The sequence below is a fragment of the Aeromonas sp. D3 genome, from assembly GCF_027705025.1.
GTDB classification, from domain to species: Bacteria; Pseudomonadota; Gammaproteobacteria; order Enterobacterales; family Aeromonadaceae; genus Aeromonas; species Aeromonas salmonicida.
The window spans coordinates 118,730-136,806 of the sequence record NZ_JAPDBE010000009.1 but is presented as its reverse complement, the minus strand read 5'-3'; the positions used below and the strand labels follow the sequence as shown (position 1 = coordinate 136,806).

Sequence of the window (18,077 nt, the reverse complement as noted above, 5' to 3'; positions counted from 1 at the left end):
GGCGCCGGCTTCACAAGGAAGCTGGCTCATCAGTTCGGCGTGTTCCGCCGTGCTGGTAGGGGCGCATTATAGGGAGCAGGATCACGATGACAAGGCTTTTTTTGAAGAAAGTCACGGAAACTTCAAATTATCCAATTAGAAACAGCTTACTCAGTGTATATATACAGTGTTATCCACAACCTGATGATTTCAGTCCTGTTTTATCGTCATTTAAGTGCGCCTTCCCCCATTGGGGAATGCCATACTGGAACGGATAATGTGTCCCAAGTGGTCCATGGTAGCGCCCGGCTGGAAAGCTGGTTACCATGGAGGTGAATAGAGTGTTGCACCTTTTTTGCTTTCATTTACAAAAGGTCTTTAAAGATGAATTTATCCAAGTTTCCCGTTTATGTGCAGGCTGCCATCCTTGCCCTGGTGTTGGCGCTGGTTGGTTATCTGGTTGCCCAGGCTCTGCAGTTTTCTTTGAAAGCCGAAGTGATTTTTGCTGTGGGTCTGGCCATCGGTGGTTTCATCGTGCCGCTGTTCCTTAAGCGGACACCTGCCGCAGCAGGCGAGCTGGCCTCCGGCCAAGAGACTTGCACCTTATATGTAGGCAACCTGCCGTATCGCGCCAACGAGATTGCCGTGCGCGAACTGTTTGCCGAACAGGGACAGGTGATCTCTGTCCGTCTGATGAAGGACAAGGCCACCGGCAAACGCAGAGGGTTTGGTTTTGTGGAGATGCCAGCCGCCGATGCCGCCAAGGCCATCGCCGTGCTCAATGACAAGGAGTATCAGCAGCGTACCCTCAAGGTACGTGAAGCCAACGACAAGCGGGATAAAGATGAGAGAGAAGGCAGCGAAGTCGATGCCTGATCCCCTGGCGGTCACGAGTTAGTACCGCACCTCTTCGAGTGATGACAGCCCCCAAGCTTGCAAGGGGGCTGTCAATTTTTGGGCTTGTGCATCCAGTCGGGTGCAATATGCCCTGGCCTGCACCATGGCTTGCGAAGGCTGCTCAGCCACAGTAGCCAATAGATGTTCCACCCGTCTTGCTACAGCGATCCCTGAATCCACCAGCTGACATCCTGGCATCAATTGCCGGATCTCGTCATTGAGCAGCGGGAAGTGGGTGCAACCCAGCACCAGGGTATCCGGCCTGTCCTCTCCTTCCATCCAGTCCGTCAGCACCTCCTGCAACAGCGCCATGTTTACCGGCCGTCCCGCCAGCTTGTGCTCGGCTTCGATCACCAGTTCAGTCGCGCCCTTGAGCAACACCCGCTTGCCTGGGGCAAACTGGGTAATGAGGTGATGAGTATATTCACGGCTGACGGTGCCCGGGGTCGCCAGCAGACCGATATACCCATTGCGAGTCAGGGCGGCAGCCGGTTTGATGGCAGGCACCACGCCGACAACCGGAATGGCCAAGGCGGCACGCAAGGATGGCAGGGCTATGGTGCTGGCCGTGTTGCAGGCAATCACCACCAGATCGATGGCATGCTCGGCCACCATGTGACTGACCAGACGGGTGCAGGCAGCAATCAACGCTGACTCGCTCAGCTCACCATAGGGGAAGTTGGCGTTGTCAAAACAATAGAAGTAGTTGTGTGCCGGCAGCGCACGGCGGATCTCGCGATAGATGGTCAAGCCACCCATGCCGGAGTCGAACACTAGAATATTGGCCACCTGACCTCCCCCTTTGGTGCAAGGCAGCGATCATACTCCCGCCTGCCGCCAATAGAAAAGGCCCTGCCAATGGCAGGGCCCCTCATTTATACAATCACGGTCGAGATCAGAGTGAGTAGTCGACCGTCACGTAATAGGCACGCTCGTCGGCCGGGTAGCCCACCGCAGTCTGGTACTCCTTGTCCAGCAGGTTGTTGATCTTGCCGGAAACCTTCCAGGAAGGCGCGACCTGATAACCCACTGCCAGGTTCCAGACACTGTAGCCACCCAGCTGGGTCGTGTTGGCCGCATCACCATAGCGCTCGCCCTGATAGATCCAGCTCAGGGAGCCATCGAGCTGCTGCCACTGTGCCTGGGTCACCCACTTGGCGCCCTTACGGGAGATCAGCTGCAGCTGTTTGTCGGTCACCTTGTCCTTGGGATCCTTGTACTCGGCAGAGACCCGGTGGCTCAGCCAGCCGGTGTCAAATTCCCCTTCCAGCTCGATACCCTCGATCCGCGCCTTGCCAACGTTTTGAGGGCTCCAGAGGCTGTTGGAATCACTTGGATTAGTGGGTGCCCACTGGATCATCTGCTCGAAGTCGTTGCGATAACCGGTCACACGCCACTCGACGCCGGCAGTCTGGCCATCGAGCATCAGCTCACGGCTCTTCGACTCTTCCGGCTTCAAGTCAGGGTTGCCTGAGCTCGGGTAGTAGAGGTCATTAAAGGAGGGGGCGCGGAAGCCAGTGCCGTAACGGGCACTGAGGCGATAATCCTCCGCAAAGCGCCAACCAGCCCCGGTCTGCCAGGTGTTGTGACGACCAAACTGTTTGTTGTCGTCACTGCGACCGCTCAGCTCGGCCTGCCACGTCTGGTTGTCAAACTGGGCCAGAGCATAGAGCCCGGTGTTGTCGCGCTCGTCGGCATCGCTCGGGAAGGCGGTACCGGAGGAGCGGGAACTAGCATCCAGCATGTCGCGCTGCCAGTCGGCGCCGCCACCCAGGGTCCAGTTCTCGTCCAGCTTGACGTTGTTGACCCAGTTCAGGGTGTACTGACGGGTATAGATTCGGTCAGTGGCCTGATCGCGGCCGCTGCTGTCCGGGTAGTCGTAGGCATCCTGTTTGGAGAAGGCGCCGCGCAGTTCGCTCAGGTAACGCTCGTCGTGATAACGAGACCCCAGCTGGTAGCTCTGATTCTCGGTCCAGGTTTCGTTGCGCTGATGGTAGGCCGGGCCCCAGGCAGAAGCGGCGGACGATCGGTCGTACTGGGCAATGTTGCGGAACCAGCGGGTAGTGCCAAACAGATCCCAGTTGCCGGTCAGCGCATGCTGATAGTCCAGCATGGCGTTATAGCCCCGGTGACCGTGCTTGTCGCCATCGTTCACCCCTGCGATGGGGTGGACGTTGTAGCCGGTCTCGTCATCGAAGCCCCCGGCAACCTTGAGCTGGCCAGCTTCACCGATCTGGCTGGCGCTGCTGAAGGCAGCCTGGCGCTGTTTGTGAGAGCCGGCACCGACATTGAATTTGTGCTTGTTGGTCGCAGGATCGGGACGGGTGATGATGTTGATCACCCCGCCGATGGCATCCGAACCATAGATAGTGGCACGCGCACCGCGGATATATTCGATGCGCTCCACCTGGTTGAGCGGCAGGTTGTTGAGCTCCGTCATCCCGGCGGTCAGGGAGGCGCTACGCACCCCGTCCACCAGCACCAGGGTCTGGGAAGAGGTACCGCCACGCACCCGCAGCGAGCTCAGTTGGCCACGGCCGCCATTGCTCACCACTTCCACGCCGGGCAGGGTCTTGACCACATCGGTCACGGTCTGGGCTTGCAGACGGTCGATCTCGTCACGGGTCACCACGTTGACGGGAGCCAGCACACTGGAGGCAGGTTGGGCGACACGGGTGGCGGTCACCACCATGGTGGGGTTGACGGGGATGGTCAGTGGTTGGGCGAAGGCCGCCGTTGGCAACAGGGCAGCCACCAATAATTTCTTGGACATGAGAGATCCTTAAGTTCGCGTAAGCATCTACTTCGTGGCCGGTTTCTCTCGGCCCGAAATACGAACTTTGGCAGGTCTTCGGGCTGGGGGGCTGATGGCCTACGGCGACGGCTTCCCACCTGACGGCAGTGCCCTGATGTCGCTTCGTTCCCCCTTACCGCTGCGCGCCAGCTCCGGATTTTCACCGGATTCCCTATTAAGCATGATGCGCCAAAGCGGAAGGGATTATAGGCAGAGCCAGATTGGATGTATAGCCATCCAGATTTCTATTTCTGCTTTTCCAGCTCCACCAGCCGCTGCCTGGCTCCCTCCATCACCGCCTGTACACCGGGATGAGAGAGGTGACGGCCAGCAGAGACCAGATAATAGGAGAGCGTGACCTCGGGCAAGGTAGCAATCCGCTCGACACCATAGAGGCGCTCAATCTCGTCACGCATCGCAAGAGGCGCGGGAAAGATCCCCATGCCCGCCTTGCCGAACGACTTCATCAGGGTCGAGTCGTCAAACTGGCCGACCAGATGGGGATGTATACCCTGCTGGCGATACCAGGCCAGCAGCCGATCATGGGTCGCCGACTTCTCGCCGGGGATAAGCAGCGGCAGCCCTTCCAAAGAGGCGGGAAACCCCGAACGGGCACGAGCCGCCAGCGCCGGACTTGCAAACAGTGCCAGCGGGCTGCGTCCCAGTTCATGGTTGTAGCCACGTACGCCACTATCTGGTGGCAGTGGGCGATCGATCAGCACCATATCCAGCTTGTGTCTGGCCAGCTCGCTGAATAGCTGTTCGGCCCGCTCTTCATGGCAGATCAGCCGCACCGGCGTCGCCAGCGCCATGGCCGGTGCCAGCAGCTCAAACGCCAGAGTGCGGGGCACCGAGTCGGCAATCCCCACCTGCATGGTCAGCTCCTGGCTGGCGTGGCGCAGTGTGTGTTCCAGCTCTGCCCCCAGCGAAAAGATGGCGCCGGCCTGCTCAAGTGCCTGGCGCCCCGCAGCCGTCAAGACGAGCCGCCTCCCCTCCCGGCTGAACAGCGCCACCCCGAGAGACAGCTCCAGCTCCGCGACCTGACCACTGATGGTTTGCGGAGTGAGATGAAGCTGTTCGGCGGCCCGTGTCACGCTGCCGCTGCGCGCCACATGCCAGAAGTAATAGAGTTGTTTGTAGTTGAGCATCCGGGTTCCTATCAGTTTTTGCCGAACAATCATCAATCAAAATCTGATTTTATCGAAGCATCATGCACTCTAGCATGCAAGCACCCTGTGAATTGCCTCCTGCGACCCCTCATGCTGGATGTTGTTGTACTCTTTTTCCTGTTTGGCCTGCTGGCCGGTCTGGTGCGATCCGAGCTCAAGTTGCCCCCCGCACTCTATGACACCCTCTCCCTCTTCCTGCTGCTGGCCATCGGCCTCAAAGGCGGTGTGGGTCTGGCCCAGCAATCCTTGTTGCCACTGCTGCCACAACTCGCCCTGGTGATACTGCTCGGTGTGGTGCAAACTCTGGCAGGCTTTGCCCTGTTGCGCATCAAGATGAACCGGATCGATGCCGCCGCCACCGCAGCCCACTACGGCTCGGTCAGCGTGGCGACCTTCGCAGTCGGGGTAAACTGGCTCACCGAGCGCGGCATCAGCTTCGAATCTCAGCTCTCCATCTTCCTGGCTGTGATGGAAATCCCGGCCATCCTGGTGGGCATAATGCTGGCGCGCGGGGTGAGCCGCCAGACCCGCTGGCGCATGCTGGCCCATGAAACTTTCCTCGGCAAGGGGGTGACCCTGCTGCTCGGTGGCATGGCCATCGGCTATCTGGCCGGGCCGCAAGGCATAGCCCCCCTCAAACCCCTTTTTGTGGATCTGTTCAAAGGAGCGCTCGCCCTCTTCCTGCTTGAGATGGGTTTGATAGTGGCACGCCAGTGCCAGGATCTGCGCCGCCATGGCCTGTTTCTGCTCGGCTTCGCCCTGCTGATGCCGCTCGCCTCGGCAGGACTGGGGTTGACGGTCGGCAAGCTGATGGGGCTCTCCCTTGGCGGACTCACCCTGCTGGCCACCCTGGCGGCCAGCGCCTCCTATATTGCCGTGCCAGCGACCTTGCGCATCGCCGTGCCCCAGGCCAACCCGGGGTTGTCCCTCAGCGCTGTGCTGGGCGTCACCTTCCCCTTCAACATCATGCTGGGGATCCCGCTCTACCACAGCTGGGCCCGCCACTTCACGGAGTAGCCATCATGCAGACCGAGACCCGTACCCTGCTGACCGTCATCACGGAAGCAAATCTGGAACCCACCCTGCTGCGCACCCTGACCCGGGAAGGGCTGCGGGGCTACACCATCACGGATGCACGCGGACGAGGCGATCACGGCGAGCGCAACGCCAGCTGGAGCGAGAGCGGCAACATCAGGCTGGAGGCGATTTGCAGCCGCGAGCAGGCGGAACGGCTGCTGGCCCACCTGCAGAGTCGCTACTACCCCGACTACGCCATGATCGCCTTTCTGCAGCCGGTCGAAATCGTGCGACCCGAGAAATTCTGAGCCGGCTTGCCGGCTCTTTTTGTTTACCGAAAGCAAACGTTTAACAGCAAGGAACCAGAAAAATGAACACCCCTCCCCTGATCGGCCTGGTAATGGGCTCCGACTCCGACTGGCCCGTGCTGCAGGCTGCCGCCCGCATCCTCAAGGAGCACGGCGTGCCCTACGAAGCGCGGGTGGTCTCGGCCCACCGCACCCCGGACCTGCTGTTCGAGTATGCAGCCAGTGCCCGCGATCGCGGCCTGCGGGCCATCATCGCCGGGGCCGGTGGCGCCGCCCACCTGCCGGGCATGGTCGCCGCCAAGACCACTGTGCCTGTGCTGGGGGTGCCCATCCCCTCGCGCCACCTCAAGGGGATGGACTCCTTGCTCTCCATAGTGCAGATGCCCAAGGGGGTGCCGGTCGCCACCTTCGCCATCGGCGAGGCGGGGGCCGCCAACGCAGCCCTGTTCGCAGTCTCATTGCTGTCGGTCACCCGGGATGGCGAGGCCCCCCGCTACCAGCAACAGCTCGACGACTTCCGCGCCAACGAGCGTGACCGGGTGCTGGCTCTGCAACTGGAGGACCCGGCATGATACTGCCACCCGCCACCCTGGGCATGCTCGGCGGCGGCCAGCTTGGCCGCTACTTCGTGATGGCCGCCCACCGCCTCGGCTACAAGGTAGTGGTGCTGGATCCCGACTCTGCCAGCATCGCTGGCGCCGCAGCCGATCACCATATTGTCGCCCCCTATGACGACCAGGCAGCCCTGCACGATCTGGCCAGCCGCTGCGCCGCAGTCACCTGCGAGTTCGAGAACGTACCGGCCCCCTCTCTGGCGCTGCTGGAACACCAGTTACCGGTACGCCCGACGGCCAGCCCGGTCAGCATCTGTCAGGATCGACGGGAGGAAAAAGCCTTTCTGACCCGTGCCTGTGTGCCTGTGGCCCCCCACCTGACTCTGCTGCCGGATGAGCCACTGCCCCCTCTGGGTGCGGAGCTGTTCCCCGCCATCCTCAAGACCGCCCGCGAGGGGTACGACGGCAAGGGCCAGTGGACGATTCCCGACCCCAGCGCCTTGCCGGCGGCCCTGGCCGCGAGCAGCGTGCCATGCGTGCTGGAGAAACGACTGCCGCTGGAGGGGGAGTTTGCCCTCACCCTGGCCCGCAGCCCGAGCGGCGCCATCAGCGCCCTGCCCCTGGTGCAGAACTGGCACAGCGGCGGCATTCTCGATCAAACCCGCTCCCCGGCCAATGTCCCTGCGCTGGAGACTGAGGCGAAAGATATCGCCGAGCGGCTGATCGCGGCGCTCGACTACGTCGGCGTGCTGACGGTGGAGTTTTTTCTGGTGGAAGGGCGGCTGTTGGTCAACGAGATGGCGCCCCGCCCCCACAACTCGGGTCACCCCAGCCTCGACAATGCCGAGTGCAGCCAGTTCGAGTTGCAGGTGCGCGCCCTGTGCGATCTCCCCTTGCCCGAGAAAGCCGAGGTGCGGCCCGCCATCCTGCTCAATCTGCTCGGGGATCTCTGGCACGGGGGCACACCAGACTGGGCAGGTGTGCTGGCCCTGCCCGGAGTGCACCTGCATCTCTATGGCAAGGGCGAGGCTCGCCGCGGCCGCAAGATGGGTCATGTCACCATCACGGGCAGCGACTGGCACACGGTGGAGGATACTAGCCGCCATGTACGCAGCCTGCTGGGGCTGTCCCCACGCTAAGCTGCACTCCCTTGAATGCAAAGACCCGGGCCAAGCCCGGGTCTTCCTTTTCATGCTGTCATCACTATGGAATGAGGGGATCAGGCCCTGTCGACAGATACCGCGACAGGCGCCGGCAAGCGGATGGTCAGGGAGAGCACCAGGGCCACCACCATCAGCACCAGGATCAAGTTGAAGGTCGCCATGAAGCCGCCGAACAGGGAGGCCACGATGGAGCCAATAATGCTGCCCAATCCAAAGCCCAGATAGATGACGCCATAGTTCTTGGTCAGGTTGTTGAGACCGAAGAAGTCGCTCACCAGGGAGGGGTAGACTGTGATGGTGCCACCGAAGCTGAAGGCCACGCAGGCCACCGCCACGAAGAAGAGGTTGGCATTGAGGGGCACGAACAGCAGCAATCCCATGCCACCGAGGGTGATCAGCTGGGCTATGGTGATGACCCGGATGCGGGACATCTTATCAGACAGAATGCCCAGCACCAGTCGACCACCCAGGTTGGCTATGGCGATCACCGCGACCGCATTGGCAGCCACCGCAGTCGACAGACCCACCATGTTCTCGCCGATATCCTTGGCCACGCCGATGACGTAGAGGCCGCTCATGCAGGCGGTGAGAAACATCAGCGCCAGCATCCAGTACTGCGGTTTGCGCATCGCCTCGGCCAGGGTGAAATCACGGCTCTCGGTCTGCTGCGCCGAAGCTGTCTGCTTGGGTGCATCCTTCATCAGCATGCCGCCAACCAGCACCATGGACATGGCGATCAATCCCCACAGCTGGAAGGTCGCTTCCAGGCCGTTGTTGGAGAGCAGCAGTAGGTTGATGTACTTGAAGCCGAGGCTGCCCAGGCCATAGGCGCCGATGGAGCAGGCGGAGATGAGCCCCTTGCGCTCCGGGAACCACTTCACGCAGTTGGAGAGCGTCATCAGGTAGCCGGTACCGTCGGCAAACCCCACCAGAATACCGGCGCAGAGGTAGAGCATGGCCAGATTGCTGGCGTGGGCGGTGAGGAAGAAGCCGATGCCGAGCAGCACGCCGGCCCCCAGGGTGACATTGCGCACCCCGAACCGCTCCTGCAACTTGCCCGCCATGGAAGAGGCGACCGCCAGCGACAGGCTGAGCAGACCGAAGGCAAACGCCACCTGGCTGACCGGCTCGTCCAGCTTGTCGGAGAGCTGGGCGTTGAACAGGCTCCAGGTGTAGACGGAACCCAGCGCAAACTGGGTGATGATGGTACCTATCAGGGTCAGATAGCGGGTGCGATTCATCTCTTTGGTCATGATGCGTCTCGGTCGATGGCCTTAAGGAAATTGAGGCCACTATAGGCAAGACGCAGCTCGCGCCGACCGATTAAGGCATGAAATGCAGATCGGCGGGAATGAATGACAATCAGAGCCGCATCAGCTGACGGAACGCCTTGATGTTGCTGCGGCTGACCGGTACCTCGAACGGCAGGTCATGGAGCCGGATGAGATAGGTGCTGTTGAACCAGGGCACTATCTCGCGGATCTTGTTGATGTTGACGCAGTAGGAGCGATGGCAGCGGAAGAAGCCCTCCGCAGGCAGCCGGCTGACAAACTCGCTGATGGTCATGGTCATCACGTAGCGATCGGTGCGGGTATAGACATAGGTCAGCTTTTCGTCCGCTTCCGCGTAGTAAATCTGCTCGCAGGGGGTGACTATGATGCGCTCCCCCTTCACCAGATTGACGGTGCGATTCTGCGGGCTGATCCCCTCGACCCCTTGCACCGGCTGAGACTTGCCCGCCTGCTCGAGCTTTTGCAGCAGATTGATGATGCGCGGCTCGTTGTAGGGCTTGAGGATGTAATCGAACGCCTCCAGCTTGAACGCCTCCACCGCAAACTCCTTGTAGGCGGTGACGAAGACGATGTGGGGCGGATGGCTCGATTTGTGCAGGTTCTTGGCCAGCAGCAGGCCATCGATGGAGGGGATCTGGATATCCAGAAACACCACGTCCACCTCGTGATCCTGCAGGTATTTGAAGGCCTCCAGTCCGTCCTCGAAGCTCGCCACTATCTCAATCTGGCTGTGCTGGCCCACCAGATAGGCCAACTCCTCCCGGGCCAGATATTCATCTTCGACAATAATGGCTTTCAACATGGTATCGCCTCCTGAACCGGCAGATAGAAACAGACTTCGGTTCCGGGCTCCAGCCGTCTTAGCTGCAGACCGTCGCCATAGAGCAGCTTGACCCGCTGATGAACGTTCATCAGCCCTATGCTGCGGCTCTCCACCCGACCGGCGGCCACGCCATCGATCACCGCCTGACTGATGCCGTAACCTGTATCGCGCACAGCTACCCGAATGCCACCTGCCAGCTGTTTCACCTCTATGGTGACCCGGCCCGGCGCACTGCGGGGCTGGATGCCGTGCAGAATGGCGTTTTCCACCAGCGGCTGCAACAGCAGGCTCGGTACCTGGATGTGCACATCGTCCACCTCGAACACCACCTCCAGTTTGTCGCCGAAGCGGGCCTGCTCTATGGCCACGTAATCGCGCACCTGCTGCAGCTCCTCCTGAATGTCGATGAGCTCGTCCCCCTTGTTGAGGTTGTAGCGCAGATAGTCCGCCAGATTGGCAATGAGCTGGCGCGCCTGCTGGGGACGAATGCGGATCAAGGATGAGATGGCGTTGAGGGCATTGAACAGGAAGTGCGGGTTGATCTTGCTCTGCAATGCGGTGAACTCCGCCTTGCGGGTCATCTCTTTCAACTGCTCGATGCGCGACACCTCCATCTGGGTGGAGATGAGCTGGGAGAGGCCCACCGCCATCTCTCGCAGCGAGCTGGTAATGCTGTGGGTGCGGCGGTAGTAGATCTTGAGGGTGCCGCTGACGGCGCCGTTTTCCCGCAGCGGAATAATGATGACAGAGTGAAAATCTGACAGGTGATACTGGCGCAGATCGTTGTTGATGATGATCTGGTCCAGCAACACGGCCCGCTGGGTCATGTCGCTGATGGCGTGGTGCTCGTCCAGCTCGTAGTAATCCTTGCCCACCCCCACGTAGGCCAGCACGTCGCGGGTATCTGTGATGGCCACCGCATCGGCATGGATCTCGTTGCAGATGACGCCGCACACCTGGCCAAGGGAGTGGCGATCGACCTTCTGGAAGAAGGGCAGCGTCTTGTTGGCGATGTCGAGGGCCAGCTTGGCCTGCTTGGCGGCAATCAGCTCCTTCTCGTCATCCAGATCCTGCACCAGCTTGATGATGAGGCCGATACAGAGTGCCCCGGCGATCATCGGATAGGCGATGTGGCTGACGATCTCCACCCCCACCTCATGGGGTTCGGTCAACAGCCAGATCAGCAACATGGTCAGCCCCTCGCACAACATGCCCGCCAGTATGCCGTAGAGCCACAGTCGCGACTTGCGGCAGCGCAGGTGCAACCAGGTGGCGAGCAGACCGGCGATGATGCTGGCAATGAGACAGGGGATCGAGGTGTGGCCATCCATGTCGATGAGGTAGCGGTGCAGGCCCGAGATGACCCCGGCCGGGATGCCGACCCAGGGGCCGAACAGGATGCCGCCCGAGATGATGGCGATGATCCGCACGTTGATCAGCGCCCCCTCCACCGGAATGCCGGTGTAGGTGCTGAACACCGCGAACAGACAGAAGATGGCCGCCACCAGCACCAGCTCGGCCGGGGTGTGATCCCGCTTCTGGAACAGCCGCTGAAACGGCCTTGTACGGGTCAGAAAGAACAGGGTCATCAGCATCAGCGCAGCCCGTTCAAACACCGCCAACAACATCATCTGATTTTCGAGCATGGGCCCTCCTGCCTCTGGCCACCAGGGCGCACTATGAGATGTATAAGCCAATTGTCTGCTGACCATGAAAGCCAGGGGAGGTCATCCCTGCGCCGTCTGGCGGGCGAACAGCATCCGCACAGGCGTCCCCTTTTGGGCGCCGTAGTTTACCTCAGGCGGGCGCCCAAGGGAGCATCGGGATGCGAGATGGCCAGAAACGCTCATCGACCAGTCCGATGAGCGCATCCGGTGGGGGATCAGGAAGAGATGGTGGCGAGCCTGGCGGCAAATCCCATGAAGAAAAGGCCAATGAGGCCATTGCCGAGGCGGGCAGCGGTTTGTCGCTGGCGGAAGAAGCGGGCCATCAGGGTGCCGCCGAAGATCAGCAGGGTCAGATAGACGAAGCTCATGGCTTCCAGCATGCCCGCCAGCACCAGGTAGGAGAGCCAGGTGTGGGCATAGTTGAAATCGATGAACTGCACGAAGAAGGAGACGTAAAACAGGATCGCCTTGGGATTGGTGAGGCTCAAGGTCAGCGCCTTGGAGAAGTAACGCTCACCCGGGTCCACCACCGACTCCTGCCCTTCCCGCTTGGCGACAAAATTGGCGTGCAGTATCTTCACCCCCAGATAGAGCAGGTAGATGGCGCCGAGGTAGCGCACCAGAGTAAACAGCAGGGGCGTGGTACGGATGAGAGAGGCCACCCCCAGGTAGGCGCAGAAGATCAGGATGGCATCGCCGACGAAGACGCCGAGCGCCGCCCGATAACCGGGACCTACGCCACGGCTCGCGCCGGTGCGCAGCACATAAAGGGAGTTGGGGCCCGGCGCTATGATGATGAAGAAGAGACCAACCAGATAGGTCCAGACATTGACGACACCCAGACTCTCAAACATCTCCCACCTCGCCAGCAAACAAGAACAGGCAGGCAGCCCCGCCGGATAAAATAGTGAACTGCCACTCTATACCAATTTTCCTGCCGCCGGGAACAGGGCCGTCGCAGATCAGCAGTACTGGCCAGCCACCCAGCCGGAAGACCAGGCCCACTGGAAGTTATAGCCCCCGAGCCAGCCGGTCACGTCCACCACCTCGCCGATAAAGTAGAGACCGGGCACCTTGCGCACCTCCATGGTCTTGGAGGAGAGCTCGTTGGTATCCACGCCGCCCAGGGTCACCTCGGCGGTGCGATAGCCTTCGGTGCCGTTCGGCAGTATCTGCCAATCCCCCAGCAGGGTGGCGATGGCCTCCAGCTCTCGCTCGTTGTACTGACGCATCGGTTTGCTATTGAGCTGACCCAGCTCCACCAGCTTGTCGACGAAACGCTTGGGCAGCTCGCGACCCAGCACTGTTTTCAACTCCTGGGCAGGATGAGCCTGCGCCCATGCCTTGAGGGCCGCCGGGATATCCAGCTCGGGCAACAAGTTGATATGGATCTTCTCCCCCGCCAGCCAGAAGGAGGAGATCTGCAGTATGACAGGGCCGGAGAGACCGCGATGGGTAAACAGCATGGCCTCCTTGAAGCGGGTGCCATCTTCGGCGGTCACCGCCACCGGCAGGCTGATACCCGCCAGATCGGCAAAGGCCTCTTTCTCGGCTTGATGCAGGGTAAACGGCACCAGACCGGCGCGGGTCGGCAGCACATTGAGGCCAAACTGCTCCGCCAGCTTGAAACCATAGGGAGTCGCGCCCAGCTTGGGCATGGAGAGGCCGCCAGTGGCCACCACCAGAGAGTGGCAGCTCACCTCTCCCTTGCTGGTACCGAGCACAAAACCGGCCTCGGTCCTGGTGACCGACAGGATCTCGGTCTGGAACTGCAGGGTGACGCCAGCCCAGTCGCACTCGGTGAGCAGCACATCGACTATCTCCTTGGCACTCTCGTCACAGAACAGCTGGCCCAGGGTCTTCTCGTGGTAGTTGACCCCGTGCCTGTCCACCAGGTCGATGAAGTCCTGCTGGGTGTAGCGTGCCAGCGCCGATTTGCAGAAATGGGGATTGCCCGAGAGGAAGGCGTGGGGCCCGGCCTGATGGTTGGTGAAGTTGCAACGACCACCACCGCTGATGAGGATCTTGCGACCCGGCTTCTTGGCGTTGTCGATCACCAGCACGGAGCGCCCGCGATAACCCGCCTGCTGGGCACACATCAAACCGGCCGCACCGGCCCCGATCACCACCACATCCACTTGCATCATCACTGCCCTACTCATCAGACGGCCGAACACGCGACCAAAAAAACCACCGCAACGGCAACTCATAAAAAACAAAAAACGGCCCATAAAAAGAACCGTTCTTGTGCCTGCCAAGCACCACCGCAACGGCAACTCGTAAAAAACAAAAAACGGCCCATAAAAAGAACCGTTATTGTACCTGCCAAGCACCACCGCAACGGCAACCCATAAAAAAACAAAAAACGGCCCATAAAGGGGCCGTTATTGTACTGGGTGAACACTAAGTGTCCACGACTATCAGGCATTGCCATCCATGACGCTGGCGGGGGCACCCTTGGCCAGCTCGGCCAGCTCCTTGTCGATAAAGTAGAGACCCTTGCCATCTTCGCCCACCAGCGACAGACGGTCGACGATGCTCTTGAACAGCTTCTCCTCTTCATGCTGCTCGGCCACGTACCACTGCAGGAAGTTGAAGGTGGAGTAGTCCTGAGTGGTGAATGCCACGTGAGCCAAGCCATTGATGCACTGGGTGATGTGATATTCGTGTTCGAGGGTGTTACGGAAAATGTCGCCCAGGGATTTGAATTCGTGGGGAGGCGCATCGATGGCGCCCAGCATCGGCATGGCGCCGGTCTCGCTCACGTAGGTGAACAGACGCTCCATGTGCTGGCGCTCCTCGACGGCGTGCTGACGCAGGAAGGTGGCGGCACCTTCGAAACCCTTGTCCTCACACCAGGCGCTCATCTGCAGGTAGAGATTGGAGGAATAGAATTCAAGATTAATCTGCTCGTTCAACTTCTCGATCATGGCTTTTGCCAACATGCTGATTCTCCACTGTGATTTGATCACGATTGTCGCCACTGTTTTAACACGAATCAACCAGATACGGCGGCCAAACTGCTCAGTTGTGACCGTTTTTCGCCTCATCCTATCCCCCATACAGGTATAGAGAAGCAAAGAAACATGGTGTACGTGGATTCAGCCATTATGATGGCGCCAGTGGTCAGGGAAAGGATTCAATGAGATTCATAACGGCACTGGCACTGCTCTGGATAACCCAGTTGCAGGCCGCTCCCTCCTTGCTGGAAGAGGCTGAATTGCAGGCGGCGCGCGATCCCGTCGGTTATCTGCAACGCCTCGATGCCAACCCGCAGCAGGATATGGAGCTGTTTTATGCCAGAGCCCTGGCCCAGGCAGCCCTGGGTCACTATCCGCAGGCCCTGCTCGACAACGCCAGAGCCCGTGAGCTGGCCAGTGCCCAGCAGCAACCCCTGCGCCTGCTCGATTTTCAGTTGCAAGAGGTTGCCCTGATCCTGGATACAGAGGCACCTGATAAAGCACTCCGCTTGCTGGCCCGGCTCAAACCCGCCGTTATCGACCACCCAATGCAAGCATCTGAATGGCATGCCCTGAACGGGCTGGCACTCTATCGCACCCAGCAGTTGAAAGAGGCGATCGCCGAACTCAAGACGGCCTTTCGCCTCAAGCAATCCGCACGAGACAAACCGGTTGCCAGCCTGGACTCAGCCCGCCTCTTGATGACCCTGGGCAACCTCTATGCCGACCTGAGTCTGCCCAGAGAGGCGGAAACCTATTATCGGGAAGCCTTGCAGCAGATGGTGCAGCTGGACGAGCCAAACAGCCAGACCATCATCAAAGCCAACATGGCACGGCTCTACATAGACACGGATCGCCCCATCCAGGCCGGACAACTGCTCGACAGCCTGCTGGCTACCCCCCATCTGGCGCCGGATTACCGCGCCATCATCCTCGGCTATCAGGCCATGGCGCTCAACGCCCAGGGTGACTGGACGGCAGCCCTGCGCAGTCTGGACGAAGCGCAGGCACTCTATCAGCAGTTGGGATATCAGGATGCGGGGGAACGCCTGCTCGAGACCCGGGTCAAGGCATTGCAGGGCCGGGGAGAGATACAGCTGGCGTTGCAACTGCTGACGTCCCAGGGCCACCCCAGCGCCGGCAGCAAGGCATTGCAAGCCAGCCTGCTGGCCCAGCAGGGCCGCTATCCGGAGGCTTATGAAGCCTTGTCCGCCTACATGAACGATTACAAGCAGCACTTCAATCAGGCGCTGAGCCAGCATGCCGCCACCTTTCAGGCCGAGATGGATCTGGCCCGCAGCGAGGCCAACAACCGGGTGCTGCAAGAGGAGAACGAGCGCAAGCGCCAGCAGCTGCTGCACCAACAGAGCGCCCGCAACTACCAGCTGATGCTGGTCGGCCTGCTGGCTGGCGCCCTGCTCCTGCTCCTGCTCGGCATCACCACCCACAGGCTGCACCGCAGCTCACGCCACCTCTACAAGCTTGCCACCTTCGATCAGCTGACCGAGCTGCCAAACCGCCGCGCCCTGCTGGAACGGCTTGCCATCCAGTGGCAACTGGAAGACCCGCTCACCCTGCTCATCATCGATATCGATCACTTCAAGCAGATCAATGACAGACACGGCCATCAGGCGGGTGATAGGGCCATCCAGCGGCTGGCGCGAGAGCTGAGCGACTGGGCCCCGGACGCACAGCTGATAGGGCGCTGGGGAGGCGAGGAGTTTCTGGTGGCGGTACCACTGGCGGCAGAGGATTGCTGGCACCTGGCAGAGCAGTTACGCCTGAGGATTTCCCAGCTGGACACACCGCACATGACCATCAGCATCGGCATAGCGGGGCGTTCAGAGGCTGATGAGGGGCTTGGCCCGCTGATCCACCGCGCCGACATGGCTATGTATCAAGCCAAGCGCCAGGGCCGCAACCAGACCATATTGGCGACAACCCCTTCGGCGCAGGATGAACTGACCAGCAGCGTGGCCTGACGGTCAGTGAGCACGGCCACCCGCGCAGAATGAAACCAGGATAACTTGACCAGCCGGGCGGGATCAGGGCACCAGCTCGGTCAGGGACGCCACATCCACCGGCGCCCCATAGTCGACACCGGGCAGCTCAAAACCGTTGAGCTGCATGAAATCCTGCCGCAAGCCGGCAAAATCCCCCAGGGTATGGAAGTTGTCCGGCGTCACCTTTGACCAGAGGGTTGAGACCGCGGCCTGAATGGCCAGGTCCAGCTCGTGGTCATCCATCCGGATCAGCCGGTTGCCATCGGCCACCACGCCCTGCGGCCCATACATCTTGCTGGCAAACAACCGCTGCATCTGCTCGATGCAGCCTTCGTGCACGCCGCGCTCCTTCATCACCCCCATCAGCAAGCCCAGGTAAACCGGCAGCACGGGAATATAGGCGCTCGCCTTGGTCACCAGCGCCTTGCAAACCGACACCCAGGCGTGGCCGCCGATGTCGGCCAGCTGCAGGTTGATGGTTTCGGCGGTGGCATGCAGATGCTCCTTGGCGTAACCGATGGTGCCATCCCGGTAGAGGGGATAGGTGGATTCCGGGCCTATGTAGGAGTAGGCCACAGTCCGGGCGCCGGGGGCGAGGCAATCGGCCTGCTGCAACGCCAGCATCCAGAGCTGCCAGTCCTCGCCGCCCATGACGGTGACGGTGTCGCGGATCTCCTCCGGGGTGGCGGGCGCCAGGGATTGTTGCACCAGCTTGTCCTGCTCCAGATCCAGCCCCCAGCCGCTGAAAGGCTGGCCTGTGGTCTTGAGTGCGGAGCGCACCTGACGGCCATCCGGCAATACCCGGATACCGCTGGCCAGCGAGTTGATCACCAGATCCACCTGCCCCAGCTGCTGGCGAATGGTGTCGATGGCCTGCTGGCGCATGGCATCGGAAAAGGCATCGCCTATCAGGTTGACGGCGACGCGCCCCTCCTGCTCCGCCGCCTGCCGAAACCAGATATTGTTGTACCAGCCTGCGCTGCCGAGCCCCTTGTCGGACGGGCCTCGCTCGAACGAGACGCCGACGGTATCGGCACCGGCCCCGAAGGTCAGCGCTATGCGGGAAGCCAGCCCGAAGCCAGAGGAGGCACCGAGCACCAGCACCCGCTTGGGCCCGTTGAAACTGCCCGCAGCCTTGACGCTGGATATCTGCTGCAACACGGCGGCCCGACAGCCGATGGGATGACAGTTGCGGGCAACGCAACCCTGGATCTGGGGATGAATAATCATGAAGGGATCTCCAAAGGAACTGGCTACAGCATAACCAAGAAGTTGCGGATTACCTTGATGTCGGGCGGGATATGGGCAGTAAGGGGGCAGAAAAACAAGAGGGAGCGCGAGGCTCCCCAAAGCGGTATTCAGATGCTTTTTATTGTTTTGTGTTCATTGCGAAGCACGGGCACATCCTATGCCTGCCACCCTCGCCGGGCAAGTCGAGGGGTGTGACTCAG

16 protein-coding genes and 1 riboswitch are annotated in these 18,077 nt (G+C 60.8%); of the genes, 6 read left to right on the top strand and 10 right to left on the bottom strand.

The window, feature by feature from the left end; all coding sequences use genetic code 11:
* The first annotated feature begins 363 nt into the window (after window positions 1–363).
* A complete protein-coding gene (locus OKC28_RS08155) occupies window positions 364–855 on the top strand; it encodes an RNA recognition motif domain-containing protein (RefSeq protein WP_005321648.1) in 492 nt (163 codons plus the stop codon).
* A gap of 18 nt (window positions 856–873) precedes the next feature.
* On the opposite strand, the gene murI is transcribed toward OKC28_RS08155, so the two are convergent.
* The 3 genes from murI to OKC28_RS08140 all read right to left on the bottom strand — a co-directional run bounded on the left by murI (window position 874) and on the right by OKC28_RS08140 (window position 4,818).
* A complete protein-coding gene (gene murI / locus OKC28_RS08150; RefSeq protein ID WP_021140179.1) occupies window positions 874–1,665 on the bottom strand; it encodes a glutamate racemase in 792 nt (263 codons plus the stop codon).
* Window positions 1,666–1,771: 106 nt separating this feature from the next.
* The gene (locus OKC28_RS08145; RefSeq protein WP_021140180.1) at window positions 1,772–3,649 is read right to left on the bottom strand and encodes a TonB-dependent receptor domain-containing protein; all 1,878 of its coding nucleotides are present in this window, start codon (window positions 3,647–3,649) and stop codon (window positions 1,772–1,774) included.
* A 52-nt stretch (window positions 3,650–3,701) separates the two neighbouring features.
* Window positions 3,702–3,879: riboswitch (cobalamin riboswitch) on the bottom strand.
* 36 nt (window positions 3,880–3,915) lie between these two features.
* Window positions 3,916–4,818: a LysR family transcriptional regulator gene (locus OKC28_RS08140; protein WP_005321658.1), complete on the bottom strand. Its 903-nt coding sequence runs from the start codon at window positions 4,816–4,818 to the stop codon at window positions 3,916–3,918.
* A 111-nt stretch (window positions 4,819–4,929) separates the two neighbouring features.
* Between OKC28_RS08140 and OKC28_RS08135 the strand changes: the two genes are divergently transcribed.
* The 4 genes from OKC28_RS08135 (at window position 4,930) to OKC28_RS08120 (ending at window position 7,857) form a co-directional block, all read left to right on the top strand.
* Window positions 4,930–5,856: a sodium-dependent bicarbonate transport family permease gene (locus tag OKC28_RS08135; protein WP_005321662.1), complete on the top strand. Its 927-nt coding sequence runs from the start codon at window positions 4,930–4,932 to the stop codon at window positions 5,854–5,856.
* A 5-nt stretch (window positions 5,857–5,861) separates the two neighbouring features.
* A complete protein-coding gene (locus OKC28_RS08130) occupies window positions 5,862–6,164 on the top strand; it encodes a P-II family nitrogen regulator (RefSeq protein WP_005321666.1) in 303 nt (100 codons plus the stop codon).
* Between the two features lie 62 nt (window positions 6,165–6,226).
* The gene (gene purE / locus OKC28_RS08125; protein WP_059112365.1) at window positions 6,227–6,736 is read left to right on the top strand and encodes a 5-(carboxyamino)imidazole ribonucleotide mutase; all 510 of its coding nucleotides are present in this window, start codon (window positions 6,227–6,229) and stop codon (window positions 6,734–6,736) included.
* Window positions 6,733–7,857: a 5-(carboxyamino)imidazole ribonucleotide synthase gene (locus OKC28_RS08120; protein WP_270688643.1), complete on the top strand. Its 1,125-nt coding sequence runs from the start codon at window positions 6,733–6,735 to the stop codon at window positions 7,855–7,857. The genes purE and OKC28_RS08120 overlap by 4 nt, the downstream gene beginning before the upstream one ends.
* A gap of 80 nt (window positions 7,858–7,937) precedes the next feature.
* Here OKC28_RS08120 and OKC28_RS08115 read toward each other — a convergent pair whose 3' ends face one another.
* From OKC28_RS08115 to ftnA, 6 genes are all read right to left on the bottom strand, one after another.
* Window positions 7,938–9,134 carry an L-lactate MFS transporter gene (locus OKC28_RS08115; RefSeq protein ID WP_270688641.1) on the bottom strand — a complete coding sequence of 399 codons (1,197 nt, stop codon included), beginning with the start codon at window positions 9,132–9,134 and terminating at the stop codon, window positions 7,938–7,940.
* A 109-nt stretch (window positions 9,135–9,243) separates the two neighbouring features.
* On the bottom strand, window positions 9,244–9,975 hold the full coding sequence (locus tag OKC28_RS08110) for a LytR/AlgR family response regulator transcription factor (RefSeq protein ID WP_270688639.1): 732 nt from the start codon (window positions 9,973–9,975) through the stop codon (window positions 9,244–9,246).
* Entirely contained in the window at window positions 9,969–11,642 is a 1,674-nt protein-coding gene (locus OKC28_RS08105) for a sensor histidine kinase (protein WP_270688637.1), read from the bottom strand. Before OKC28_RS08105 ends, OKC28_RS08110 begins: the two co-directional genes overlap by 7 nt.
* A gap of 236 nt (window positions 11,643–11,878) precedes the next feature.
* On the bottom strand, window positions 11,879–12,517 hold the full coding sequence (leuE, locus tag OKC28_RS08100) for a leucine efflux protein LeuE (RefSeq protein ID WP_021140185.1): 639 nt from the start codon (window positions 12,515–12,517) through the stop codon (window positions 11,879–11,881).
* Window positions 12,518–12,625: 108 nt separating this feature from the next.
* A complete protein-coding gene (locus tag OKC28_RS08095) occupies window positions 12,626–13,810 on the bottom strand; it encodes an NAD(P)/FAD-dependent oxidoreductase (protein ID WP_270688654.1) in 1,185 nt (394 codons plus the stop codon).
* A 273-nt stretch (window positions 13,811–14,083) separates the two neighbouring features.
* A complete protein-coding gene (gene ftnA / locus OKC28_RS08090) occupies window positions 14,084–14,608 on the bottom strand; it encodes a non-heme ferritin (protein WP_005319436.1) in 525 nt (174 codons plus the stop codon).
* A gap of 197 nt (window positions 14,609–14,805) precedes the next feature.
* Between ftnA and OKC28_RS08085 the strand changes: the two genes are divergently transcribed.
* A complete protein-coding gene (locus tag OKC28_RS08085) occupies window positions 14,806–16,605 on the top strand; it encodes a GGDEF domain-containing protein (protein ID WP_270688634.1) in 1,800 nt (599 codons plus the stop codon).
* A gap of 63 nt (window positions 16,606–16,668) precedes the next feature.
* Here OKC28_RS08085 and fabV read toward each other — a convergent pair whose 3' ends face one another.
* On the bottom strand, window positions 16,669–17,856 hold the full coding sequence (fabV, locus tag OKC28_RS08080) for an enoyl-ACP reductase FabV (RefSeq protein WP_219598124.1): 1,188 nt from the start codon (window positions 17,854–17,856) through the stop codon (window positions 16,669–16,671).
* Window positions 17,857–18,077 lie beyond the last annotated feature (221 nt).

Coding starts and splice junctions, on each gene's coding strand:
- OKC28_RS08135 (WP_005321662.1), top strand. CDS start 4,930: ATGCTGGATGTTGTTGTACTCTTTTTCCTGTTTGGCCTGCTGGCCGGT.
- ftnA (WP_005319436.1), bottom strand. CDS start 14,608: ATGTTGGCAAAAGCCATGATCGAGAAGTTGAACGAGCAGATTAATCTT.
- OKC28_RS08130 (WP_005321666.1), top strand. CDS start 5,862: ATGCAGACCGAGACCCGTACCCTGCTGACCGTCATCACGGAAGCAAAT.
- OKC28_RS08115 (WP_270688641.1), bottom strand. CDS start 9,134: ATGACCAAAGAGATGAATCGCACCCGCTATCTGACCCTGATAGGTACC.
- purE (WP_059112365.1), top strand. CDS start 6,227: ATGAACACCCCTCCCCTGATCGGCCTGGTAATGGGCTCCGACTCCGAC.
- OKC28_RS08120 (WP_270688643.1), top strand. CDS start 6,733: ATGATACTGCCACCCGCCACCCTGGGCATGCTCGGCGGCGGCCAGCTT.
- OKC28_RS08085 (WP_270688634.1), top strand. CDS start 14,806: ATGAGATTCATAACGGCACTGGCACTGCTCTGGATAACCCAGTTGCAG.
- leuE (WP_021140185.1), bottom strand. CDS start 12,517: ATGTTTGAGAGTCTGGGTGTCGTCAATGTCTGGACCTATCTGGTTGGT.
- OKC28_RS08155 (WP_005321648.1), top strand. CDS start 364: ATGAATTTATCCAAGTTTCCCGTTTATGTGCAGGCTGCCATCCTTGCC.
- fabV (WP_219598124.1), bottom strand. CDS start 17,856: ATGATTATTCATCCCCAGATCCAGGGTTGCGTTGCCCGCAACTGTCAT.
- OKC28_RS08140 (WP_005321658.1), bottom strand. CDS start 4,818: ATGCTCAACTACAAACAACTCTATTACTTCTGGCATGTGGCGCGCAGC.
- OKC28_RS08110 (WP_270688639.1), bottom strand. CDS start 9,975: ATGTTGAAAGCCATTATTGTCGAAGATGAATATCTGGCCCGGGAGGAG.
- OKC28_RS08145 (WP_021140180.1), bottom strand. CDS start 3,649: ATGTCCAAGAAATTATTGGTGGCTGCCCTGTTGCCAACGGCGGCCTTC.
- OKC28_RS08105 (WP_270688637.1), bottom strand. CDS start 11,642: ATGCTCGAAAATCAGATGATGTTGTTGGCGGTGTTTGAACGGGCTGCG.
- OKC28_RS08095 (WP_270688654.1), bottom strand. CDS start 13,810: ATGATGCAAGTGGATGTGGTGGTGATCGGGGCCGGTGCGGCCGGTTTG.